General features: G+C 73.6%; 15 protein-coding genes and 1 tRNA gene. 7 read left to right on the forward strand and 9 right to left on the reverse strand.

The genetic code is table 11. The annotated features are described in order from the left end of the window. Positions 1-123 precede the first annotated feature (123 nt). Entirely contained in the window at positions 124-825 is a 702-nt protein-coding gene (locus ACFZAM_RS33065) for a DUF4232 domain-containing protein (protein WP_391051359.1), read from the forward strand. Between the two features lie 18 nt (positions 826-843). Here the strand turns inward: ACFZAM_RS33065 and ACFZAM_RS33070 are convergent, their stop codons facing one another. Next, a complete protein-coding gene (locus ACFZAM_RS33070; RefSeq protein ID WP_391051361.1) occupies positions 844-1,422 on the reverse strand; it encodes a TetR family transcriptional regulator in 579 nt (192 codons plus the stop codon). A gap of 86 nt (positions 1,423-1,508) precedes the next feature. Here ACFZAM_RS33070 and ACFZAM_RS33075 point away from each other — a divergent pair, with 86 nt between their 5' ends. Then, complete coding sequence (locus tag ACFZAM_RS33075) at positions 1,509-2,390, forward strand: NAD-dependent epimerase/dehydratase family protein (protein ID WP_391051363.1); 882 nt, start codon at positions 1,509-1,511, stop codon at positions 2,388-2,390. 119 nt (positions 2,391-2,509) lie between these two features. On the opposite strand, the gene ACFZAM_RS33080 is transcribed toward ACFZAM_RS33075, so the two are convergent. Next, on the reverse strand, positions 2,510-4,174 hold the full coding sequence (locus ACFZAM_RS33080) for an ATP-binding cassette domain-containing protein (RefSeq protein WP_391051365.1): 1,665 nt from the start codon (positions 4,172-4,174) through the stop codon (positions 2,510-2,512). Positions 4,175-4,625: 451 nt separating this feature from the next. After that, the gene (locus tag ACFZAM_RS33085; RefSeq protein ID WP_391051367.1) at positions 4,626-6,824 is read right to left on the reverse strand and encodes an SNF2-related protein; all 2,199 of its coding nucleotides are present in this window, start codon (positions 6,822-6,824) and stop codon (positions 4,626-4,628) included. Positions 6,825-7,072: 248 nt separating this feature from the next. Here ACFZAM_RS33085 and ACFZAM_RS33090 point away from each other — a divergent pair, with 248 nt between their 5' ends. Continuing rightward, on the forward strand, positions 7,073-7,483 hold the full coding sequence (locus ACFZAM_RS33090) for a Rid family hydrolase (RefSeq protein ID WP_391051369.1): 411 nt from the start codon (positions 7,073-7,075) through the stop codon (positions 7,481-7,483). 43 nt (positions 7,484-7,526) lie between these two features. Beyond that, on the forward strand, positions 7,527-8,318 hold the full coding sequence (locus ACFZAM_RS33095; RefSeq protein WP_391051371.1) for an aminotransferase class IV: 792 nt from the start codon (positions 7,527-7,529) through the stop codon (positions 8,316-8,318). Between the two features lie 57 nt (positions 8,319-8,375). Here ACFZAM_RS33095 and ACFZAM_RS33100 read toward each other — a convergent pair whose 3' ends face one another. Next, positions 8,376-9,269 carry a PfkB family carbohydrate kinase gene (locus ACFZAM_RS33100; protein WP_391051491.1) on the reverse strand — a complete coding sequence of 298 codons (894 nt, stop codon included), beginning with the start codon at positions 9,267-9,269 and terminating at the stop codon, positions 8,376-8,378. 173 nt (positions 9,270-9,442) lie between these two features. Continuing rightward, positions 9,443-10,399 carry a pseudouridine-5'-phosphate glycosidase gene (locus ACFZAM_RS33105; RefSeq protein ID WP_391051373.1) on the reverse strand — a complete coding sequence of 319 codons (957 nt, stop codon included), beginning with the start codon at positions 10,397-10,399 and terminating at the stop codon, positions 9,443-9,445. Between the two features lie 115 nt (positions 10,400-10,514). On the opposite strand from ACFZAM_RS33105, the gene ACFZAM_RS33110 reads away from it, so the two are divergent. Continuing rightward, positions 10,515-10,588 (forward strand) — tRNA-Met (locus tag ACFZAM_RS33110). An 87-nt stretch (positions 10,589-10,675) separates the two neighbouring features. Here ACFZAM_RS33110 and ACFZAM_RS33115 read toward each other — a convergent pair. Next, the gene (locus ACFZAM_RS33115; protein WP_355339386.1) at positions 10,676-10,951 is read right to left on the reverse strand and encodes a DUF6343 family protein; all 276 of its coding nucleotides are present in this window, start codon (positions 10,949-10,951) and stop codon (positions 10,676-10,678) included. 117 nt (positions 10,952-11,068) lie between these two features. Between ACFZAM_RS33115 and ACFZAM_RS33120 the strand changes: the two genes are divergently transcribed. Both ACFZAM_RS33120 and ACFZAM_RS33125 read left to right on the forward strand, forming a co-directional pair. Further along, entirely contained in the window at positions 11,069-12,004 is a 936-nt protein-coding gene (locus ACFZAM_RS33120; protein ID WP_391051376.1) for a GNAT family N-acetyltransferase, read from the forward strand. Then, positions 11,982-12,575: a DUF1349 domain-containing protein gene (locus ACFZAM_RS33125; protein ID WP_391051378.1), complete on the forward strand. Its 594-nt coding sequence runs from the start codon at positions 11,982-11,984 to the stop codon at positions 12,573-12,575. The genes ACFZAM_RS33120 and ACFZAM_RS33125 overlap by 23 nt, the downstream gene beginning before the upstream one ends. Before the next feature lie 42 nt (positions 12,576-12,617). Here the strand turns inward: ACFZAM_RS33125 and ACFZAM_RS33130 are convergent, their stop codons facing one another. The 3 genes from ACFZAM_RS33130 to ACFZAM_RS33140 form a co-directional block, all read right to left on the reverse strand. Further along, the gene (locus ACFZAM_RS33130) at positions 12,618-13,232 is read right to left on the reverse strand and encodes a TetR family transcriptional regulator (protein WP_391051380.1); all 615 of its coding nucleotides are present in this window, start codon (positions 13,230-13,232) and stop codon (positions 12,618-12,620) included. Between the two features lie 125 nt (positions 13,233-13,357). Continuing rightward, positions 13,358-14,548 (reverse strand): acyl-CoA dehydrogenase family protein, encoded by a 1,191-nt coding sequence (locus tag ACFZAM_RS33135; RefSeq protein ID WP_355339398.1) that lies wholly within the window; start codon positions 14,546-14,548, stop codon positions 13,358-13,360. Next, positions 14,545-16,566 (reverse strand): biotin carboxylase N-terminal domain-containing protein, encoded by a 2,022-nt coding sequence (locus ACFZAM_RS33140; RefSeq protein WP_391051383.1) that lies wholly within the window; start codon positions 16,564-16,566, stop codon positions 14,545-14,547. Before ACFZAM_RS33140 ends, ACFZAM_RS33135 begins: the two co-directional genes overlap by 4 nt. Positions 16,567-16,610: the final 44 nt, after the last annotated feature.

The raw sequence follows: 16,610 nt of genomic DNA on the forward strand, positions 1-16,610 counted from the left end.
CTTCTCGCGTGTCACGGGGGCGTCCCGGTGGGATTCCCCGCGCAACCGCCGCCCCTGCCGGGTGCCTCCATCAGCGCAGAAGGTCCGCGACGGGCGGGCCGGCACCCGACTTACGGAGTAGCAATGCGCAGCAGTAAGAGGCTCTCGGTTCTCGCCCTCGTCGTCGTGGCCGCCGGAATGTCGCTCACGGCCTGTGGCCCCGAGGACTCCAGCGCCTCCGGCACGACGGCGTCGCCCAGTGCCCCCGGCGCCACGTCGTCGCCCAGTGCCGCGCCCGGCCAGGACAGCTCCTCCGACGGTTCCGGTGACGGCTCCAGCAGCGGTTCCGACAGCGGCTCCAGCGACGGTTCCGGCGGTACGACCGGAGGCTCCGGCTCGTCGAACGGCGGCTCCTCGAACGGCGGGTCGGCGGCCGGCACCATGTGCACGACCTCGAACCTGGCCATCTCGGCCGAGCACGGCATCTCGGGCGAGGGCATGGAGCTGATCCACTTCAAGAACACCGGCTCCGGCTCCTGCACGATGCACGGCTTCGCGGGCATCGACCTGAAGAGCGGCACGGACACCGTGAACGTCGCCCGCCGCCCCGGCAGCGAGGTGCCTACCGTCACGCTGGCTCCCGGCGAGCGCACCGAAGCCGTCCTGTACTACCCGTTCAACAACAGCGGCGGCAGCGGCTACACCTTCACCACGATGACCGTCACGCCGCCCAACGAGACCCACTCCACGAGCGTCGGCGCGACCATCAACATCCCGCTCGACAACCCCGACGAGAACCTCCAGACCACTCAGATCCACATGAACGCGGTCGGCGCGGGCAAGTGACCGCATGCTGTCTCCGGTTCAGCCCAGCGACGCGCTCGCCGCGCGCAGCTCATCGAGGGCCGTGACGAGATGCCCGCCCAGGTCGTCCCCGGCGTCGCGGTCGCCCTTGGACCAGACCGCGTAACCCCGCTTGAAGGCGAGGAGGCCGAGTTCGCCCGCGAGGGCGGCGGTCGGACCGGGAATCCCGCGCGCCGCCAGGGCGCTGGTCATCGCGTTGGCGAGGCTGACGCTCTTGAGCGCATCCCGTTCCTGGAGCTCGGCGCTGGCGGCCACGGCCGCCTTGAGGCGGGGGGCGAAGTCGCGGTTCATGGGGCCCATCGCGGTCGAGGCGCGCGCGAGACCGGCGGCGACCGCCTCCAGCGGGCTGGCGTCCGCGGGCGCCTCGGCGATTCCCTCGGCCAGCAGCCGGCTCAGCGTCTCCTGCCCCGCGACCAGCAGCTCGCGCTTGTCGGGGAAGTGCCGGAAGAAGGTGCTCTTGGTGACCCCGGCACGCTCGGCGATCTGCGTGACGGTCGTGGCGTCGTACCCCTGCTCGGTGAACAGGTCGACGGCGGCCACGACGAGGCGTTCGCGCGCCCCTGGTTCCCACCGGCTCATGAGGTCATCCTATCTGACGGGACTCTTGTCCCATCAGTCTGTTACGGTGATGGGACAAGAGTCCCGTCACTTGTGGGAGTGTTTCCATGCGCGTCTTCGTCACCGGCGGCACCGGTCTGATCGGCTCCGCCGTCGTCGCCGAACTGCTCGGCAACGGCCACACCGTCCTCGCACTCACCCGTTCCGACGCGTCCGCGCGAGCCGCGGAGGCGGCCGGGGCCGAGGCGATCAGGGGAGACCTCGCCGACCTGGACGCCCTGCGCACCGGCGCCGGGCGCGCCGACGGGGTGGTCCACCTGGCGTTCGCCAACGACTTCAGCAGCGCCGAAGCGGTCGCGAACGCGGTCGCCGAGGAGACCGCCGCCCTCGCGGCCCTCGGCGAGGCGCTGGTCGGCAGCGACCGCCCCTTCGTCACCGCCTCCGGCACGCCCTACGTGCCGGGCCGCGCCTCCGTCGAGAGCGACCCGGTCCCGACCGAGGGACCCGTCGGCGGTCGCGGTCGCGCGGTCACGGCGGTCCTGGACCTGGCCTCGCGCGGGGTCAGGAGTTCGGCCGTGCGCCTGCCGCGTACGGTCCACAACGAGGGCGCGGGCGGCTTCGCCGGTCTGCTGACCCACATCGCGCGCCAGAGCGGCGTCTCCGGCTACCCGGGCGACGGCACCCAGCGCTGGCCCGCCGTGCACGCGCTCGACGCGGCGGTGCTCTTCCGGCTCGCGCTGGAAGGCGCGGAGGCCGGGACCGCCTGGCACGCCGTGGCCGACGAGGGCGACCAGGTCCGGGACATCGCCGCGGTCATCGGCCGCCGGCTGAACCTGCCGGTCGAGTCCGTGCCCGCCGAGACGTACGGCACTCTCGGCCCGATCTTCGCGGCCGACCAGCCCTCGTCCAGCGCCCACACCCGCAAGGTGCTCGGCTGGGAGCCGAAGCACCCCGGTCTCCTGGAGGACCTGGAGAACATCCAGCCCTGAGCGGGCGGCGCCCCGGTCGGCTTCCCGGTCCGAGGTACGCCAAGGCACTCAGCGACCTCGGCAGCCTCAGGGTTTCCGGGCTCAGGGTTTGCAGGTCTCGTCCCGGTTGGTGCCCGTCCCTACGCCTCGGCCGCTCCGAGCAGTCCCCGGACCTCCTCCGCGGTGGTCTCCTGGAGCTCGTCCGTGACGAGGAGCCAGCGCGTCACACCGATCGACTCCAGGAACGGCAGATCGTGGCTGGCGACGAGCAGGGCGCCCTCGAAGGAGTCCAGGGCGCCGGTGAGTTGACGCAGGCTGGCCAGGTCGAGGTTGTTGGTGGGCTCGTCCAGCATGAGGAGTTGGGGCGCGGGAGCGGCGAGCATCGTCGCGGCGAGCGCGGCGCGGAAGCGCTCGCCGCCGGAGAGGGTGCCCGCGCGCTGCTCGGCCCGCGCGCCCTTGAAGAGGAACCGCGCGAGCTGGGAACGGATGTGGTTGTCGGTGACGCCGGGCGCCCGCCGGGCCACAATCGCCGCGACGCTCAACTCCTCGTCCAGCACGTCGAGTCGCTGCGGCAGGAACCGCAGCGGTACGTGACCGACCGCCTCGCCGGACAGCGGCGCCAGCTCACCGGCGAGGGTGCGCAGCAGCGTGGTCTTCCCCGCCCCGTTGCGTCCGACCAGCGCGACGCGCTCGGGGCCGCGTAGCTCGAAGGTGCCGTCGAGCAGCCGGCCGTACCGGGGGCGCAGCGCGCGCAGGCTCAGGACCGTACGGCCGGCGGGCACGGCGGTGTGGGGGAGGTCGACCCGGATCTCGGCGTCGTCACGGACCGCGTCCGCGGCCTTCTCGCGCCGCTCGCGCGCCTCGTCGAGCCGGTCCTCGTGCACGCCGCGGAGCCTGCCCGCCGACTCCTGCGCCGACCGCTTCTTCTCGCCCGCGACGATCCGCGGCGCCCGCCGCTGCGCGTCCAGCTTCTTGTCCTGCTTCTGGCGCCGGGCCACCTTGATCTGCGCCTCCTCCAACTCCCGCTTCTGCCGCCGCACATCGGCCTCCGCGGCCCGCAACGTCCGTCCGGCCGCCTCCTGTTGCGCGGCCAGCGCCTCCTGGTACGCCGACCAGCCGCCGCCGTACCAGTTCACGGAACCCGTCCGCAGTTCGGCGATCCGGTCCACGCGCTCCAGCAGTTCACGGTCGTGGCTGACCACGACCAGCACGCCGGAGCGCCAGGAGTCGACGGCCTCGTAGAGCCGCCGCCTGGCCACCAGGTCCAGATTGTTGGTGGGTTCGTCGAGCAGCAGCACATCGGGGCGCTCCAGCAGGAGCGCGGCCAGCCGCAGCAGTACGGTCTCGCCGCCGGACATCTCGCCGACGGCCCGGTCGAGGCCGATGCCGCCGAGACCGAGCGTGCCGAGCGTCGCCAGCGCCCGCTCCTCGACATCCCAGTCGTCGCCGACCGTCTCGAAGTGCGCCTCGTCCACGTCACCGGCCTCGATGGCGCGCAGGGCGGCCCGCCGCTCGGCGATGCCGAGCGCCTGGTCGACGCGGCGGCCGGTGTCGAGTGTGATGTTCTGCGGGAGGCAGGCGAGGGTGCCGCCGACGCTCACCGAGCCCCGCGCGGGCCGCAGTTCGCCGGAGAGCAGCCGCAGCAGCGTGGACTTGCCGGTGCCGTTGGCGCCGACGAGCCCGGTCCGGCCGCGGCCGATGGTCAGGGACAGGCCGTCGAACACGGGCGTGCCGTCCGGCCACTGGAAGGACAGCCCCGAGCAGGTCAGGGACGCGCCGGGCGGGGTGGCGGTGGGATGGGCCATGGTGGGTCTCGCAGTCGAAAGCGCGGTGGATGGGGGGCTTCGTATGCGAGCACCACGCGGCGACCTGGCCGGACAGCGGGAGGGTGCGGGCCTCCGTGAGGTGACGGACGGCCCAGGGCACCGAGGTCGCATCTGCGCGGACGTCACGGCGCGGCGGGAACGCCGACTGCCACGTGACGCGTATACGGCGAAGCGAAGGCCGTACCGCGCGATGATCGCGGACCTCAGATGCGCAACGTCCACCTCTATCGGAGACAACAGGACCTGATCACGGTACCGCAGAGGTCCGGCACGACGAACGCGATTTACGGCCCCCGGCCCCCAGCCCCCGCGCCTCCCGGCCCCCCCGCCTCCCGGCACCCGGCGGGCTCGGCCTCCCGGCGACGCTCGACCTCCCTCGGCGCCCCGGTTTCCTCGGTTGCCCTCTACGGCGCCGCGCCGCGCGCCCCCGTCACTTGGTGAGGGACAGCCTCATCTGCTCCTCCTCCACGATCCGCCGCGCGAGCGACTGCTCCGAGATGTCGACCGCGTCGGGAGTCGACTCCGCGAGGTCGCTGCGGCGCGCGTAGGCGTCGAAGAGCACCTGCTTGGTGCCGAGGATGTCGAGCATGCGCTGGTCGACGCTGTCGGCGATCAGCAGCCGGTGCACGCGCACGTGGCGGATCTGGCCCATGCGGTGGGCGCGCCCGATGGCCTGGGCCTCCAGGGTCGGCTTGACCTGCGGCTCGCAGAGGATCACCACCGAGGCGGCCTGCATGTTCAGCCCGGTGCCGCCCGCCTGGATCTGGCTGAGCAGCACCGCGTGGCCGGGCACCGCCGCGAAGGCGTCGACCATTTCCTGGCGCTCGGTGGCGGCGACCGCGCCGGTCAGCGGGCCGAAGGCGGCCGGGCCGAGCGCGTCGTGCACGGTGGTCAGCACATCGCGGAAGAAGGAGAAGACGACGACCTTCAGCTCGTTCTCCTCGGCCTCCTTCACCAGTTCGCGCAGCCGCTGGAGCTTCGCCGAACGATGGGGCGCCGCGTAGGCGGCGCGCCGCATCGCCATGAAGTTCCCCTCCGCGACCGCCGTCCGGTAGGCGGCCAGATCCGTACGGCTGAACTCCTCCCACTCGTCGGACTGCGCCAGCTCCGGCAGTTCGGTGAGCACGTCCTGCTGATTGCGGCGCAGATAGGCCGGGGCGACGGCCCTGCGGAACGCCTGCGAGCCCGCGACCGCGTCGCTGTGCCGGATGTGGGGGAGCAGATCGGGCTGGAGGTGGTGCACCAGACTGCGGAATTCCTCGACGCGGTTCTCCATCGGGGTGCCGGTCAGGAACAGCACGCGGTCGGTCCTGGCCGTCCACAGCGCGACGGTCCGCGACCTGCGCGTGTCCGGGTTCTTCACGTAGTGCGCCTCGTCCACGACGAGCATCCCCAGCGGCACCCCCTCGGGCACGTCCAGCGAACTCAGCGCGTCGTACGTGGTGACGGCCACGCCGCCGTCCCGCACCCAGTCCGCCAGCGCCGCTTTCCGGTACGGGCCGTGCAGCCGGTACGCGTCCAGGGCGCTGCGCGACTCGATCTCCCGCGACCAGTTGACCAGCACGCTCGCCGGGCAGACGACGAGGAAGTGCGTACGGCCCTCCGCCCGCAGGTGGGCCAGGGCCGCGATGGCCTGGATGGTCTTGCCCAGGCCCATCTCGTCGCCGATGATCACCCGCCGCTGGGCCAGCGCGAAGCGCGCGCCGAACGCCTGGTAGCCGCGCAGCGACACCCGGCGGTGCGTGTCGTCAAGACGCTGTCCGCGCACCCGCTCGGAGACCGACGACGGCAGGAAGCCTTCCGCCGCGTCGATGTCCGGGGCGAGTTCGGCGATCTCCGCGAGCAGGACGGTGTACTCCGACGGCCTGACCTCGAAGTCCAGCCACGCCTCGGCGGCGGGCGCCGCCGGGCGCAGCAGGTCGGTGCTCGCCTGGGTCAGCAGCAGCCCGGTGCCGTCGGCGGTGTGCTCCGCCAGCAGCTCCTCGATCCGCCGCACGGCGTCCTGCGCGCGCAGCCGCCCGAGCCTGCCCGCCAGCAGCATCCGCAGCCGGGCGCCCGCCGGGCGGGCGGCGGCCAGCAGCGGTGTCAGCTCGGCGTCCACGCGCGCGGCGGTCTCCACGGCCCGCGGAATCTCGGGACCCGCGTTGACCAGCCGGTTGAGCGCCATCACCAGGGCGGTGGTGTCCGGGTCGTCCCGGTCGGCCGGATCGATACGGACGGCCACGTGCTCCTCGGCCGCCGACGCGATCTGGCGCGCCGCCGCTATGGCCTGGTCCGCGCTCTGCGCGCCCACGCCGGGGACCTGCCGCAGCTCGTACGACCGGGCGCCGTAGACCTTGCCGACCGTGTCGTACCCGGCCTGTTCCATGGCGCCGAGGCGCAGCCTGCCCTCGGTGACGTCCTTGAGCCGGGCGACCGGGATGCCGTCCAGCTCGCGGCGGACCCGTACCTCCCGCAGCGGGACCAGCGCGGCCTGCACGTCCGCGCGCACCCGTGTGTGGTCCGCGGTGACCGTACGAGCCGAGGCGACGAGCTTCGCGGCCTGGCCGGACACCTTCCGCGCCTGCTTGCCGACCGGCGCCTGCCGCGCACCCGCCTCTTCCTGTCCGACACCCCCGTCCGCGTCCATGGCTCCCCGTCTCCCGCCGATTCCGATTCCGATGCCGGTCCCGATGCGGCCGATGCGCGTGTCACCACGGATGCCGGGCCCGTCCGCTGCGGCACATGATTCCACCCCCCACCGACACCGCGACGGCCCCCGGCCAAATCTCCGGTGGCCGGGCTGCCCGGACTTCCGGACCGCCCGAGCCGCCCGCGCGGTCCGGGAGCCGAAAACGGGTGGGCCCAGGCCCCCGCGCCCCGGCAGACTCACCACCCATGAGCGCCCACATCACCCGCGTCAATCCTCCCGCCCTCCACCAGACCCCCGGCTACCACCACATCACCGTCGTCGAGGCCGGGCGGACCGCCTACCTCGCCGGTCAGTGCCCGCTCGACGCCGAGGGCCGGATCGTCGGCCGCGGCGACTACGCCGCCCAGGCCCGCCAGGTGGCCGCCAACGCCCTGACGGCGCTCGAAGCCGTCGGCGCCGGGCCGGGCGACGTCGTGCGCTCGGTCATCTACGTGGTGAGCGACGACCGCGAGACGCTGTCCACGGTGTGGGACGCGCTGAACGCCTCGCCGCTGGGCGGCGCCTTCGACACCGCGAGCACCCTGCTCGGGGTGGCACAGCTCGGCTTCACCGCGCAGTTGGTCGAGCTGGACCTGACGGCCGCGCTGGCTGGCTGACGGGCCTGTGTGCCGGAAGGGCGGGCGTGCCTAGGGTGAGGTCATGACGCAATCACCGTTCATCGAGATCGACGGCCGGGCCGCGACGGTGGAGGCCATCGCGCCCGCGCTCGGCGGCTACGGCCACTTCACGGCGATGCAGGTACGCGGCGGAAAGGTGCGCGGCCTGGCGTTCCACGTCGAACGCCTCGACGGCGCCACGCGGGAGCTGTTCGGCGCGGCCCTGGACGGCGGGCGCGTACGGGCGCACGTGCGGCACGCGCTGGCCGGGTCGGGGCGCGCGGACGCCTCCGTGCGGGTCAACGTCTTCCAGCCGGTGGAGGGCGCCGACGAGCCGGTCGCCGTCATGGTCGCCGTCCGCCCGCCCGCCGGTGTCGAACCCGGCCTCAAGCGCCTCAAGTCGGTGCCCTACCAGCGCCCGGCCGCCCACCTCAAGCACGTCGGCGGCTTCGGGCAGGCGTACTTCGGCCGCCAGGTGGCCGCCGAGGGGTACGACGAGGCGCTGTTGGCCGGTCCCGGCGGCGAGATCGCCGAGGGCGCCATCACCAACGTCGGCTTCATCGACGGCGACACCGTCGTCTGGCCGGACGCCGCCCCGCATCTGCGCGGCATCACCCTCCAGGTCCTGGAGCGTGAACTCGTACGGGCCGGTGTCCCGCAGGACCGCCGCCCGCTGCGGCTCACCGACGTGGGGTCGTACGACGGCGCCTTCCTGGCCAACTCGCGCGGCACGGCGGTCATTTCGGAGATCGACGGCGTCCCGCTGCCCACGCGGTCCGAACTCCTGGCGCGGGTGGGGGAGTTGTACGAGTCCGCGCCGTGGGACGCCATCTGACGGCGCCGGTCGGGCGGTCCGCGACGTGACGGCGGGGGCGCGGTCCGACGACCCCCATTACGTCTCCGGCCGCCCGCCGACCACGGTCACCGCCTCCGCTCCGGTGCGGCAGCCCGCCGCGAGCGACGCGGCGAGGTCCGCGCCCGCGAGACGGGCGGCCAACAGGCCGCCGGTGAAGGCGTCTCCGGCGCCCGTGGTGTCCACCGCGACGGCCGGGACGCAGGGCACCCGTACCGTCACCTCGCCGTTCACGGCGGCCAGCGCGCCGCCCGCGCCGAGGGTGACCACGACCGTGCCGCCGCCGCGCGCCGCGCTCAACTCGGCCGCCGCGCGGGCCGGTTCGGGCGCACCGGACAGCAGCGCCGCCTCCGCGTCGTTGGGCAGCAGCAGATCCGTACCTGCCACGTCGGCCAGGAAACGGGCCACGCCCGCCTCGCGCAGGAAACCGGCGGAGGCCGGATCGACGCTCACCGGCAGCGACCGGGCGCGCGCCGCCTCGGTGACCACGGCCGCCAACTCGCGTCCCCACTCGGAGAAGTAGAGATAGCCGGAGAGGTGGACGTGCCCCATGCCGTCCAGCAGCGCGGCGTCCCAGTCGGCGGGTCCGAGCCGGAAGGCGGCGCCGCTGTCGGTGACCAGGGTCCGTTCGGCCGCCGCGTCGACCAGGGCGATCACCACGGCCGTCGGCGCCTCGTCGTCGACCCGCAGCACCGGCTCCACGCCCGCGGCCTCCAGCGCGGCGCGGTGCCAGTCGGCGGAGTCGGCGCCCGCGCGGGCCAGCAGCCGCACCCGCGCGCCCCGACCGGCCGCCCAGCAGGCCACGTTGGCCCCCGCGCCGCCCGGCCGCACCGCGATCCGGGCGGCGGTGTCGGTGTCGGCGGCGAGGGGCCGCGCGTGCCGCGCCACCACGTCGGTGACGACATCGCCGACGACGAGGAGTCCGGGAGGCACCGGCTCCACGGCGGCGGGTCCGGCGCTGTCGGACGGTCTCGCGCCATCTGACCGTCCCGTGCCGTCCGACCGTCCCGTGCCGTCCGACCGTCCCGTGCCGTCCGACCGTCTTATGTCGTCCGCCGGTCCCGTGCCGTCGCCCGTCCCGTCGCCCGGTCCGGCGCTGTCGCCGGTCATGCGCGCTGCGACCAGCGCACCGCGATCCCGGCCGCGAGCCGGACATTGCCGCGTACGGCCGCGAGGTTGGACTCCAGGGACGCGCCGCCGGTGTGCTCGGTGAGGTAGCCCAGCAGGAACGGCGTGATCGCCTGTCCCGTGACACCCCCGGCCTCGGCGGCGGCGAGCGCGTCCGCCAGCACCCGGTCGTGCAGCTCCGGGTCGAGCTGAAGCTCCCGCGGCACGGGATTGGCGACGATCAGCGCCGAGTCGTGCCCGCCCAGTGCGTCCTGCGCGGCCATCACGTCCGCGACCTGCCGCGCGGACTCGACCGTCCAGTCCACGGGCTCACCGGAGTCGCTGAGGTAGAAACCGGGGAAGCGGTCGGTGCCGAAGCCGAGTACGCCGATGCCCAGGGTCTCCAGCCGCTGGAGCGTGGCGGGCACGTCCAGGATCGACTTCACGCCCGCGCACACCACCGTGATCCGCGTCCTGGCCAGCAGCCCCAGGTCGGCCGACTCGTCCTGCACGGTCACCCAGTCGCGGTGCACCCCGCCGAGGCCGCCCGTACCGAACACCCGGATTCCGGCCCGCGCGGCCAGGAACGCCGTCCCCGACACGGTCGTCGCCCCGCTCGCACCCGCCGCCAGCGCGGGCGCCAGGTCCCGGAACCCCAGCTTGCGCAGCGACGCGTCCTCGGCGACCCGCTCCACTTGCTCCTTGGTGAGCCCCACCCGCGGCACCCCGTCGAGTACCGCCACGGTCGCGGGCACCGCGCCCTGCTCCCGGACGATCTCCTCCAGCTCGCGTGCCACCCCCAAATTGCGCGGCCGTGGCAGGCCGTGCGCGATGATCGTCGACTCCAGCGCCACCACGGGCGCGCCGCTCGCGACGGCGTCCCGCACCTCGTCGGAGAGGGTGACGGCCGGGATTGCGTTCGCTGCCGTGTTCGGTCCTGATCCAGATGTGCTCATGATCCCTACCTGGCGCGGCGGCGCCCCCGCCAAACCTCCCGGCGCCCTGTGCGCGCGGCGGCCATCGCATCGATTTGGTGTGAGCGCCGGCACCCCGTAGGGTGGTGTTCATCGACGCGGGGTGGAGCAGCTCGGTAGCTCGCTGGGCTCATAACCCAGAGGTCGCAGGTTCAAATCCTGTCCCCGCTACTGAAGAGGAAGGGTCCGGCACTCAGGTGCCGGGCCCTTTCGCTTGTCCCGGGCGCGTGCCCGCGCCCGCGGTCGTCGGACCGGTCCTCAGTGCTTTCCCGCGTGCGGCGCCGCCGGGCGGTACGGCGGGGTCGTGCGGCTCGGCTGGTAGCGCGAGCCCTGCCGCATGCGGCGGACGACCAGGACGGCGTCGATCGCGGCCAGCAGCGCGACGGCGGCCAGCACCGCGGCCCAGACCGGCAGACCGGCGAGCGCGAAGCCCACGGCCGCCGCGGTGCCCCAGACCACACCGCACAGCGCGAGCCCCAGCCGCAGCCGCAGCGGGCTGCGCGCCTGGACGGGTTCGTATCCGCTTCTGCGCATCCGTGCCATCTCCCTCACCTCCAGCATCCACCTCGGACGGGCCGGGCGGGAGCCTCTGCCCAGGTGGGCCGGAAATTCGGGGGCGGTACGCGGCGGCGCCGCGTAGGGTGCGGGACCGTGAAGGTGATCATCAGACAGTACGGCCCGGCGGACGCCGAAGCCGTCGCCGCCGTGGGCCGCGAGACCGTCCCGTACATGGTGACGACCGCGCGGACCGTGCACGCGCAGGTCACCGACGCACCCGAGAAAACACGCTTCCTGATGCTCGTCGCGGAGACCGGCGACGGCCGGATCGTCGGCAGTGCGAGAGCCGGGCTCTTCGCGGACAACGACACCCCCGGAATGGCCTTCGTCAATCTGAACGTGCGCGCGGGGGAGCGCGGCCGGGGCATCGGCGGCGCCCTGCTGGCCACCGCCGAGTCCCATGTCGCCGGCCTCGGGGCGAGCACCGTCTACGCGTGGGCGATCGACGAGCCCTCGGCGCACGCCTTCGCCGCCCGGCACGGCTACCGGCGCGGCCGGTCCGCGAGCTTCCTCCGCCTCGACCTCACCCCCGGCGCCCCGCTGCCCGGCGTGCCCCCGCTGCCGCCCGGCGTGCTGCTGCGCCCCGCGTCGGACTACGCCGCCGACCCGCGCCCGGTGTACGAGGCCGACGCCGAGACCATCGAGGACGAGCCGGGCGATGTCGCCACCGGCGTCCCCGGCTACGCGGACTGGCGCGCCACCTCCTGGGACCGGTCCGACTACGACCACGACCTGACGACGGTCGCCGTCGTGGACGGTGTGGTCGCCGCGGTCGTCAACGTCCAGACCGACGGCCACGACCGCTACTGGTCGGGGGGCACCGGCACCCGCCGGGCCTTCCGGGGCCGCGGACTGGCCAAGGCCGCCAAGGCCCACTCCCTGCACCGAGCCCGCGCCGCGGGCTACACCGAGGCGTTCACCAGCAACGACGACGGCAACGCCGCGATGCTGGCCGTCAACCGGTGGCTCGGCTATCGACCCTGTGGCAACGAATGGCGGTACTTCCGTGACCTCTCCGATCGACCATGACATCCCCTGGTCCGACGCGACCTGGCTCAACCCGCCCGCCGAGGCCGTCGCCGACAGCACCGGTCTGCACGTCACCGCCAACGAGGGCAGCGACTTCTGGCGCACCACCAGCTACGGCTTCGTCCGCGACGACGGCCACGCGCTGCTCACCCCCTTCCCGTCCGGCACCGCCATCGAGGTCACCTTCGTCGCCGACTTCACCGAGCTGTACGACCAGGCCGGTGTCCTGGTGCGCGTCGACGCCGAGTCCTGGATCAAGGCGGGCGTCGAGATCTCCGACGGTTCGCCCCAGGTCGGTGCCGTCGTCACCCACGGCACCTCCGACTGGTCCCTCGCCCCGGTCCCGGACTGGGCGGGCCAGGAGGTGACCGTCCGGGTCAGCCGCTCGGGCGACGCCGTGACCGTCCGCGCCCGCCGCGCCGACGACCCCTGGCGCACCATCCGCCTGGCCTGGCTCGACCCCGCCGCCGACGCCCGCGCGGGCCTGTTCTGCTGCGCACCCCAACGCCCCGGCCTGCGCGTCCACTTCACCCGCCTCTCCTCCGGACCCGCCGACGCCTCCCTGCACTGATCCCGCCCTCACCCGCAGGCCGAGCGCCGACTCCGGCCGCCGCTAGGGCTGTTCGCGCAGGACCGTGTCGAGGACGCGGGACCACTGGCGGACGATTCCCGCGCGGCGGGCGGAGTCGTCGCTGAGGAGGTTGGCGAGGCCGAGGCCGCGGGCCATGTCGAGGGTGGCCTGGACGGTCTCCCTGACGCCGGGCAGGGATTCGTCGGCGCCGAGGAATTCGACCGCCAGGCGGTGGGCCTCGCGGCCGATCCGGGACTCCAGCGCGGCGACGCCGGGGCGGAGCTGTTCCTCGTCGGAGGCGGCCACCCACAGGTGGAGAGCGGCCCGGAACAGCGGGCCGGTGTGGACCGCGACGAGCATGTCGACGACGGCGTAGGTGCGGTCCTGGCCCGCGCGGGGGAGGGCCAGGGCGCGCTCTCTGACGGCGGCGACCCACTCCTCGGCCATGTGCGCGATGGCCGCGGTGAACAGCTCCTCGCGGGTGCGGAAGTGGTGCTGGGCCGCCCCTCTGGAGACACCGGCGCGGGCGCACACCACGGCGACGGTGCTGCCCGACCAGCCGTGCTCGGCGAGGCACGAGACGGCGGCCTCCAGTATCCGCCGACGGGTGGCGCGGCTGCGGTCCTGTTTGGGGGAGCGGTCGGTCACCAGGTCCATGACGGGTCCGGCCGTTCGGTGCGGGCGGCGGCGCCCTCCGTGGTCCGCGCGACCGCGCGGAAGGGCGCTGCGGCGCGGGTGCGAAGTGGTGCGGTGGTCACGGGCGCCTCCTCGGCGGTGTGTCGTCAGTAGGACTTCGGCAGTCCCAGTGTGTGGTGCGAGACGAAGTTGAGGATCATCTCCCGGCTGACCGGGGCTATCCGGCCGACACGGGACGCGGTCAGCAGCGAGGCGAGACCGTACTCGGCGGTGAGGCCGTTGCCGCCGAGGGTGTGCACGGCCTGATCGACGGCCTTGGCGCCGGCTTCGGCCGCCGCGTACTTCGCCATGTTCGCGGCCTCGCCCGCGCCCATGTCGTCGCCCGCGTCGTAGAGGTAGGCGGCCTTCTGCATCATCAACCGGGCCAGTTCCAGCTCGATGTGGGCCTGGGCGAGCGGGTGCGCTATCGCCTGGTGGGAGCCGATGGGAGCCTGCCACACCTGCCGGGACTTGGCGTACTCGACCGCCTTGTCCAGTGCGTAGCGGCCCATCCCGATGGAGAAGGCGGCGGTCATGATCCGCTCCGGGTTGAGCCCCGCGAAGAGCTGGAGCAGGCCGGCGTCCTCGTCGCCGACGAGCGCTTCCGCAGGTAGCGCGACATCGTCGAGGAAGAGCTGGAACTGCTTCTCGGGTGCGGCCAACTCCATCTCGATCTGCCGGAATTCGAAGCCCGGTGTCTCCCGGTCCACGATGAACAGGCAGGGCTTGAGCTTGCCGGTGCGGGCGTCCTCGGTGCGGCCGACGATCAGTGTGGCGTCGGCGATGTCGACACCGGATATGAAGACCTTGCGGCCGGTCAGCCGCCACCCGCCGGTGTCGGGGTCGCGCCGCGCGGTGGTGGTGATGCGGTGCGAGTTGGACCCGGCGTCCGGTTCGGTGATGCCGAAGGCCATCCGCAGCGAGCCGTCGGCGATCCCGGGCAGCCAGCGCCGCTTCTGCTCGTCGGTGCCGAAGCGGGCGATGACCGTGCCGCAGATCGCGGGGGAGACGACGAGCAGCAGCAGCGGGCAGCCAGCCGCCCCCAACTCCTCCAGCACGATGGACAGTTCCGCCAGACCGCCGCCCCCGCCGCCGTACTCCTCAGGCAGGTTGACCCCGAGGTATCCGAGGCCGCCCGCCTCCTGCCACAACTCGTCGGTGTGCTTGCCCGCACGTACGGTGGCCGAGAAATATTCGCGACCGTAGCGGCGGGCGAGGTCCCCGACGGCCTTGCGCAGGGCGCGCCGCTCGTCGCTTTCCAGCAAGGCGCTGTCGAAGGTTCCCTGAACGGTGCTCATGGCGTGGTTTCCTCCTTGACGACGGCGAGTACGGCGCCGACGTCGACCTGTCGGCCGACCTCGGCGGTGAGCTCCGTGAGTGTCCCGGTGGCGGGAGCGGCGATCACGTGTTCCATCTTCATCGCTTCGAGCCAGAGCAGCGGGCGGCCTTTTTCGACCCGGTCGCCCGGTGAGAATTCACCTATCCGGATGACCGTGCCGGGCATCGGCGCAAGCAGCGAACCCTGCGGCGTCAGATCCTCCGGGGCGGTGAAGCGGGGCAGAGCGGTCAGAGCGCATGACACGAACGGGGAATCGACGAACACCCGTTCGGCGTAGGCGGCGACGTCGAACACCCGCCGCACACCGTCGATGTCGAGGACGACACGCCGGGCCGACGCCGACACCAGCCGGACACCGTCGGCACCGGTCGCCTCCAGACCGGCGCGGCCGAGCCGGTAACCGACCTCGTACTCCCGGCCGTCCGGCTCGCTGCGGAAGCGTTTCACCTGCGGCTGCGACGGAACGTTCCGCCACCCGCCGAGCCGGACCGGCACCGGCCCGCGCGCCGACGTACGCCCGGCCGCGTCGGCGAGCGCGGCGGCCAGCGCCGCGAACCGCACGGGACCGCCGTCCCCGTCGACCGGCCCCGGCGCGTCCGTGGTCGCCCCCGACGCCCCGATGAGCGCGTCCAGGCGGCGCTCCAGGAAGCCGGTGTCCAGCCGCGCGGCGGCGAAGTCCGGGTGCCGCAGCACCCGTACGAGCAGGTCGCGGTTGGTGACGGGGCCGTGCAGCCGGGCCCGCTCCAGCGCGTACGCGAGACGGCGTACGGCCTCGGCGCGGGTCGGCGCCCAGGCGATCACCTTGGCGAGCATCGGGTCGTAGTGGACGCCGATCGTCTCGCCGCCGCTCACCCCCGCGTCCAGCCGCAACCCCGCGTCGAGCCCCGGCGTCACGGCGAATTCGGCGTCCACGCCCGGCAGTTCGAACAGATGCAGCGCGCCCGGCTGCGGCTGCCAGCCGCGGGCCGGGTCCTCCGCGTAGAGCCTGGCCTCCACCGCGTGGCCGTGCGGCCGCGGGGGCGAGGGCGGCAGCGCGGCCCCCTCGGCGACACGGATCTGGAGCGCCACGAGGTCGAGCCCGGTGACGCACTCGGTGACCGGATGCTCCACCTGGAGACGGGTGTTCATCTCCAGGAAGTACGGACGCCCGTCCCGCGCGACCAGGAACTCCACGGTGCCCGCGCCGGTGTAGCCGATCGAGCGCGCCGCGCGGGCGGCGGACTCGTGCAGCGTACGGCGCACCTCGTCGCCCAGACCCGGGGCCGGGGTCTCCTCGATCACCTTCTGGTGCCGCCGCTGGAGCGAACAGTCGCGCTCGCCCAGCACCCACACCGTGCCGTGCGCGTCGGCCAGCACCTGCACCTCGACGTGCCTGGCGCCCTCCGCGTACGGCTCGACGAACACCTCGCCGTCACCGAAGGCGGCTGCGGCCTCCGACCTCGCGGCGGCCAACTCGCTCTCCAGTGCGTCCAGTTCGCGTACGACCCGCATGCCGCGACCGCCGCCGCCCGCGGACGCCTTCACCAGCAGCGGCAGGTCCGCGGCCGTGACCCGCGCGGGATCGAGCGCGGAGAACAGCGGTACGCCCGCCGCGGCCATCAACTCCTTGGCCCGCGTCTTGGACCCCATCGCCTCGACCGCGTCCGGCGGCGGACCGATCCACACCAGCCCCGCCGCCTCGACCGCACGCGCGAACTCCGCGTTCTCCGACAGGAATCCATAGCCGGGATGCACGGCGTCCGCGCCCGCCGCGAGCGCTGCCGCGATCAGCAGATCGGCCCGCAGATACGTGTCGGCGGGCGCGTTCCCCGGCAGCCGTACCGCCGCGTCGGCCTCCGCGACGTGTGCCGCGTCCGCGTCGGCGTCCGCGTACACCGCCACCGTGGCGATGCCGAGCGTGCGGCAGGTACGGAAGACGCGGCGCGCGATCTCGCCCCGGTTGGCCACCAGCACGGAGCCGATGTCCTTGTGGCGCATCGGAGGTGACTGCCCGTCAGCGGTGAAGTCTCCGCTCGGCGAAG

Origin of the sequence: Streptomyces sp. NPDC008079 (assembly GCF_042957385.1) — a bacterium.
GTDB lineage: Bacteria > Actinomycetota > Actinomycetes > Streptomycetales > Streptomycetaceae > Actinacidiphila.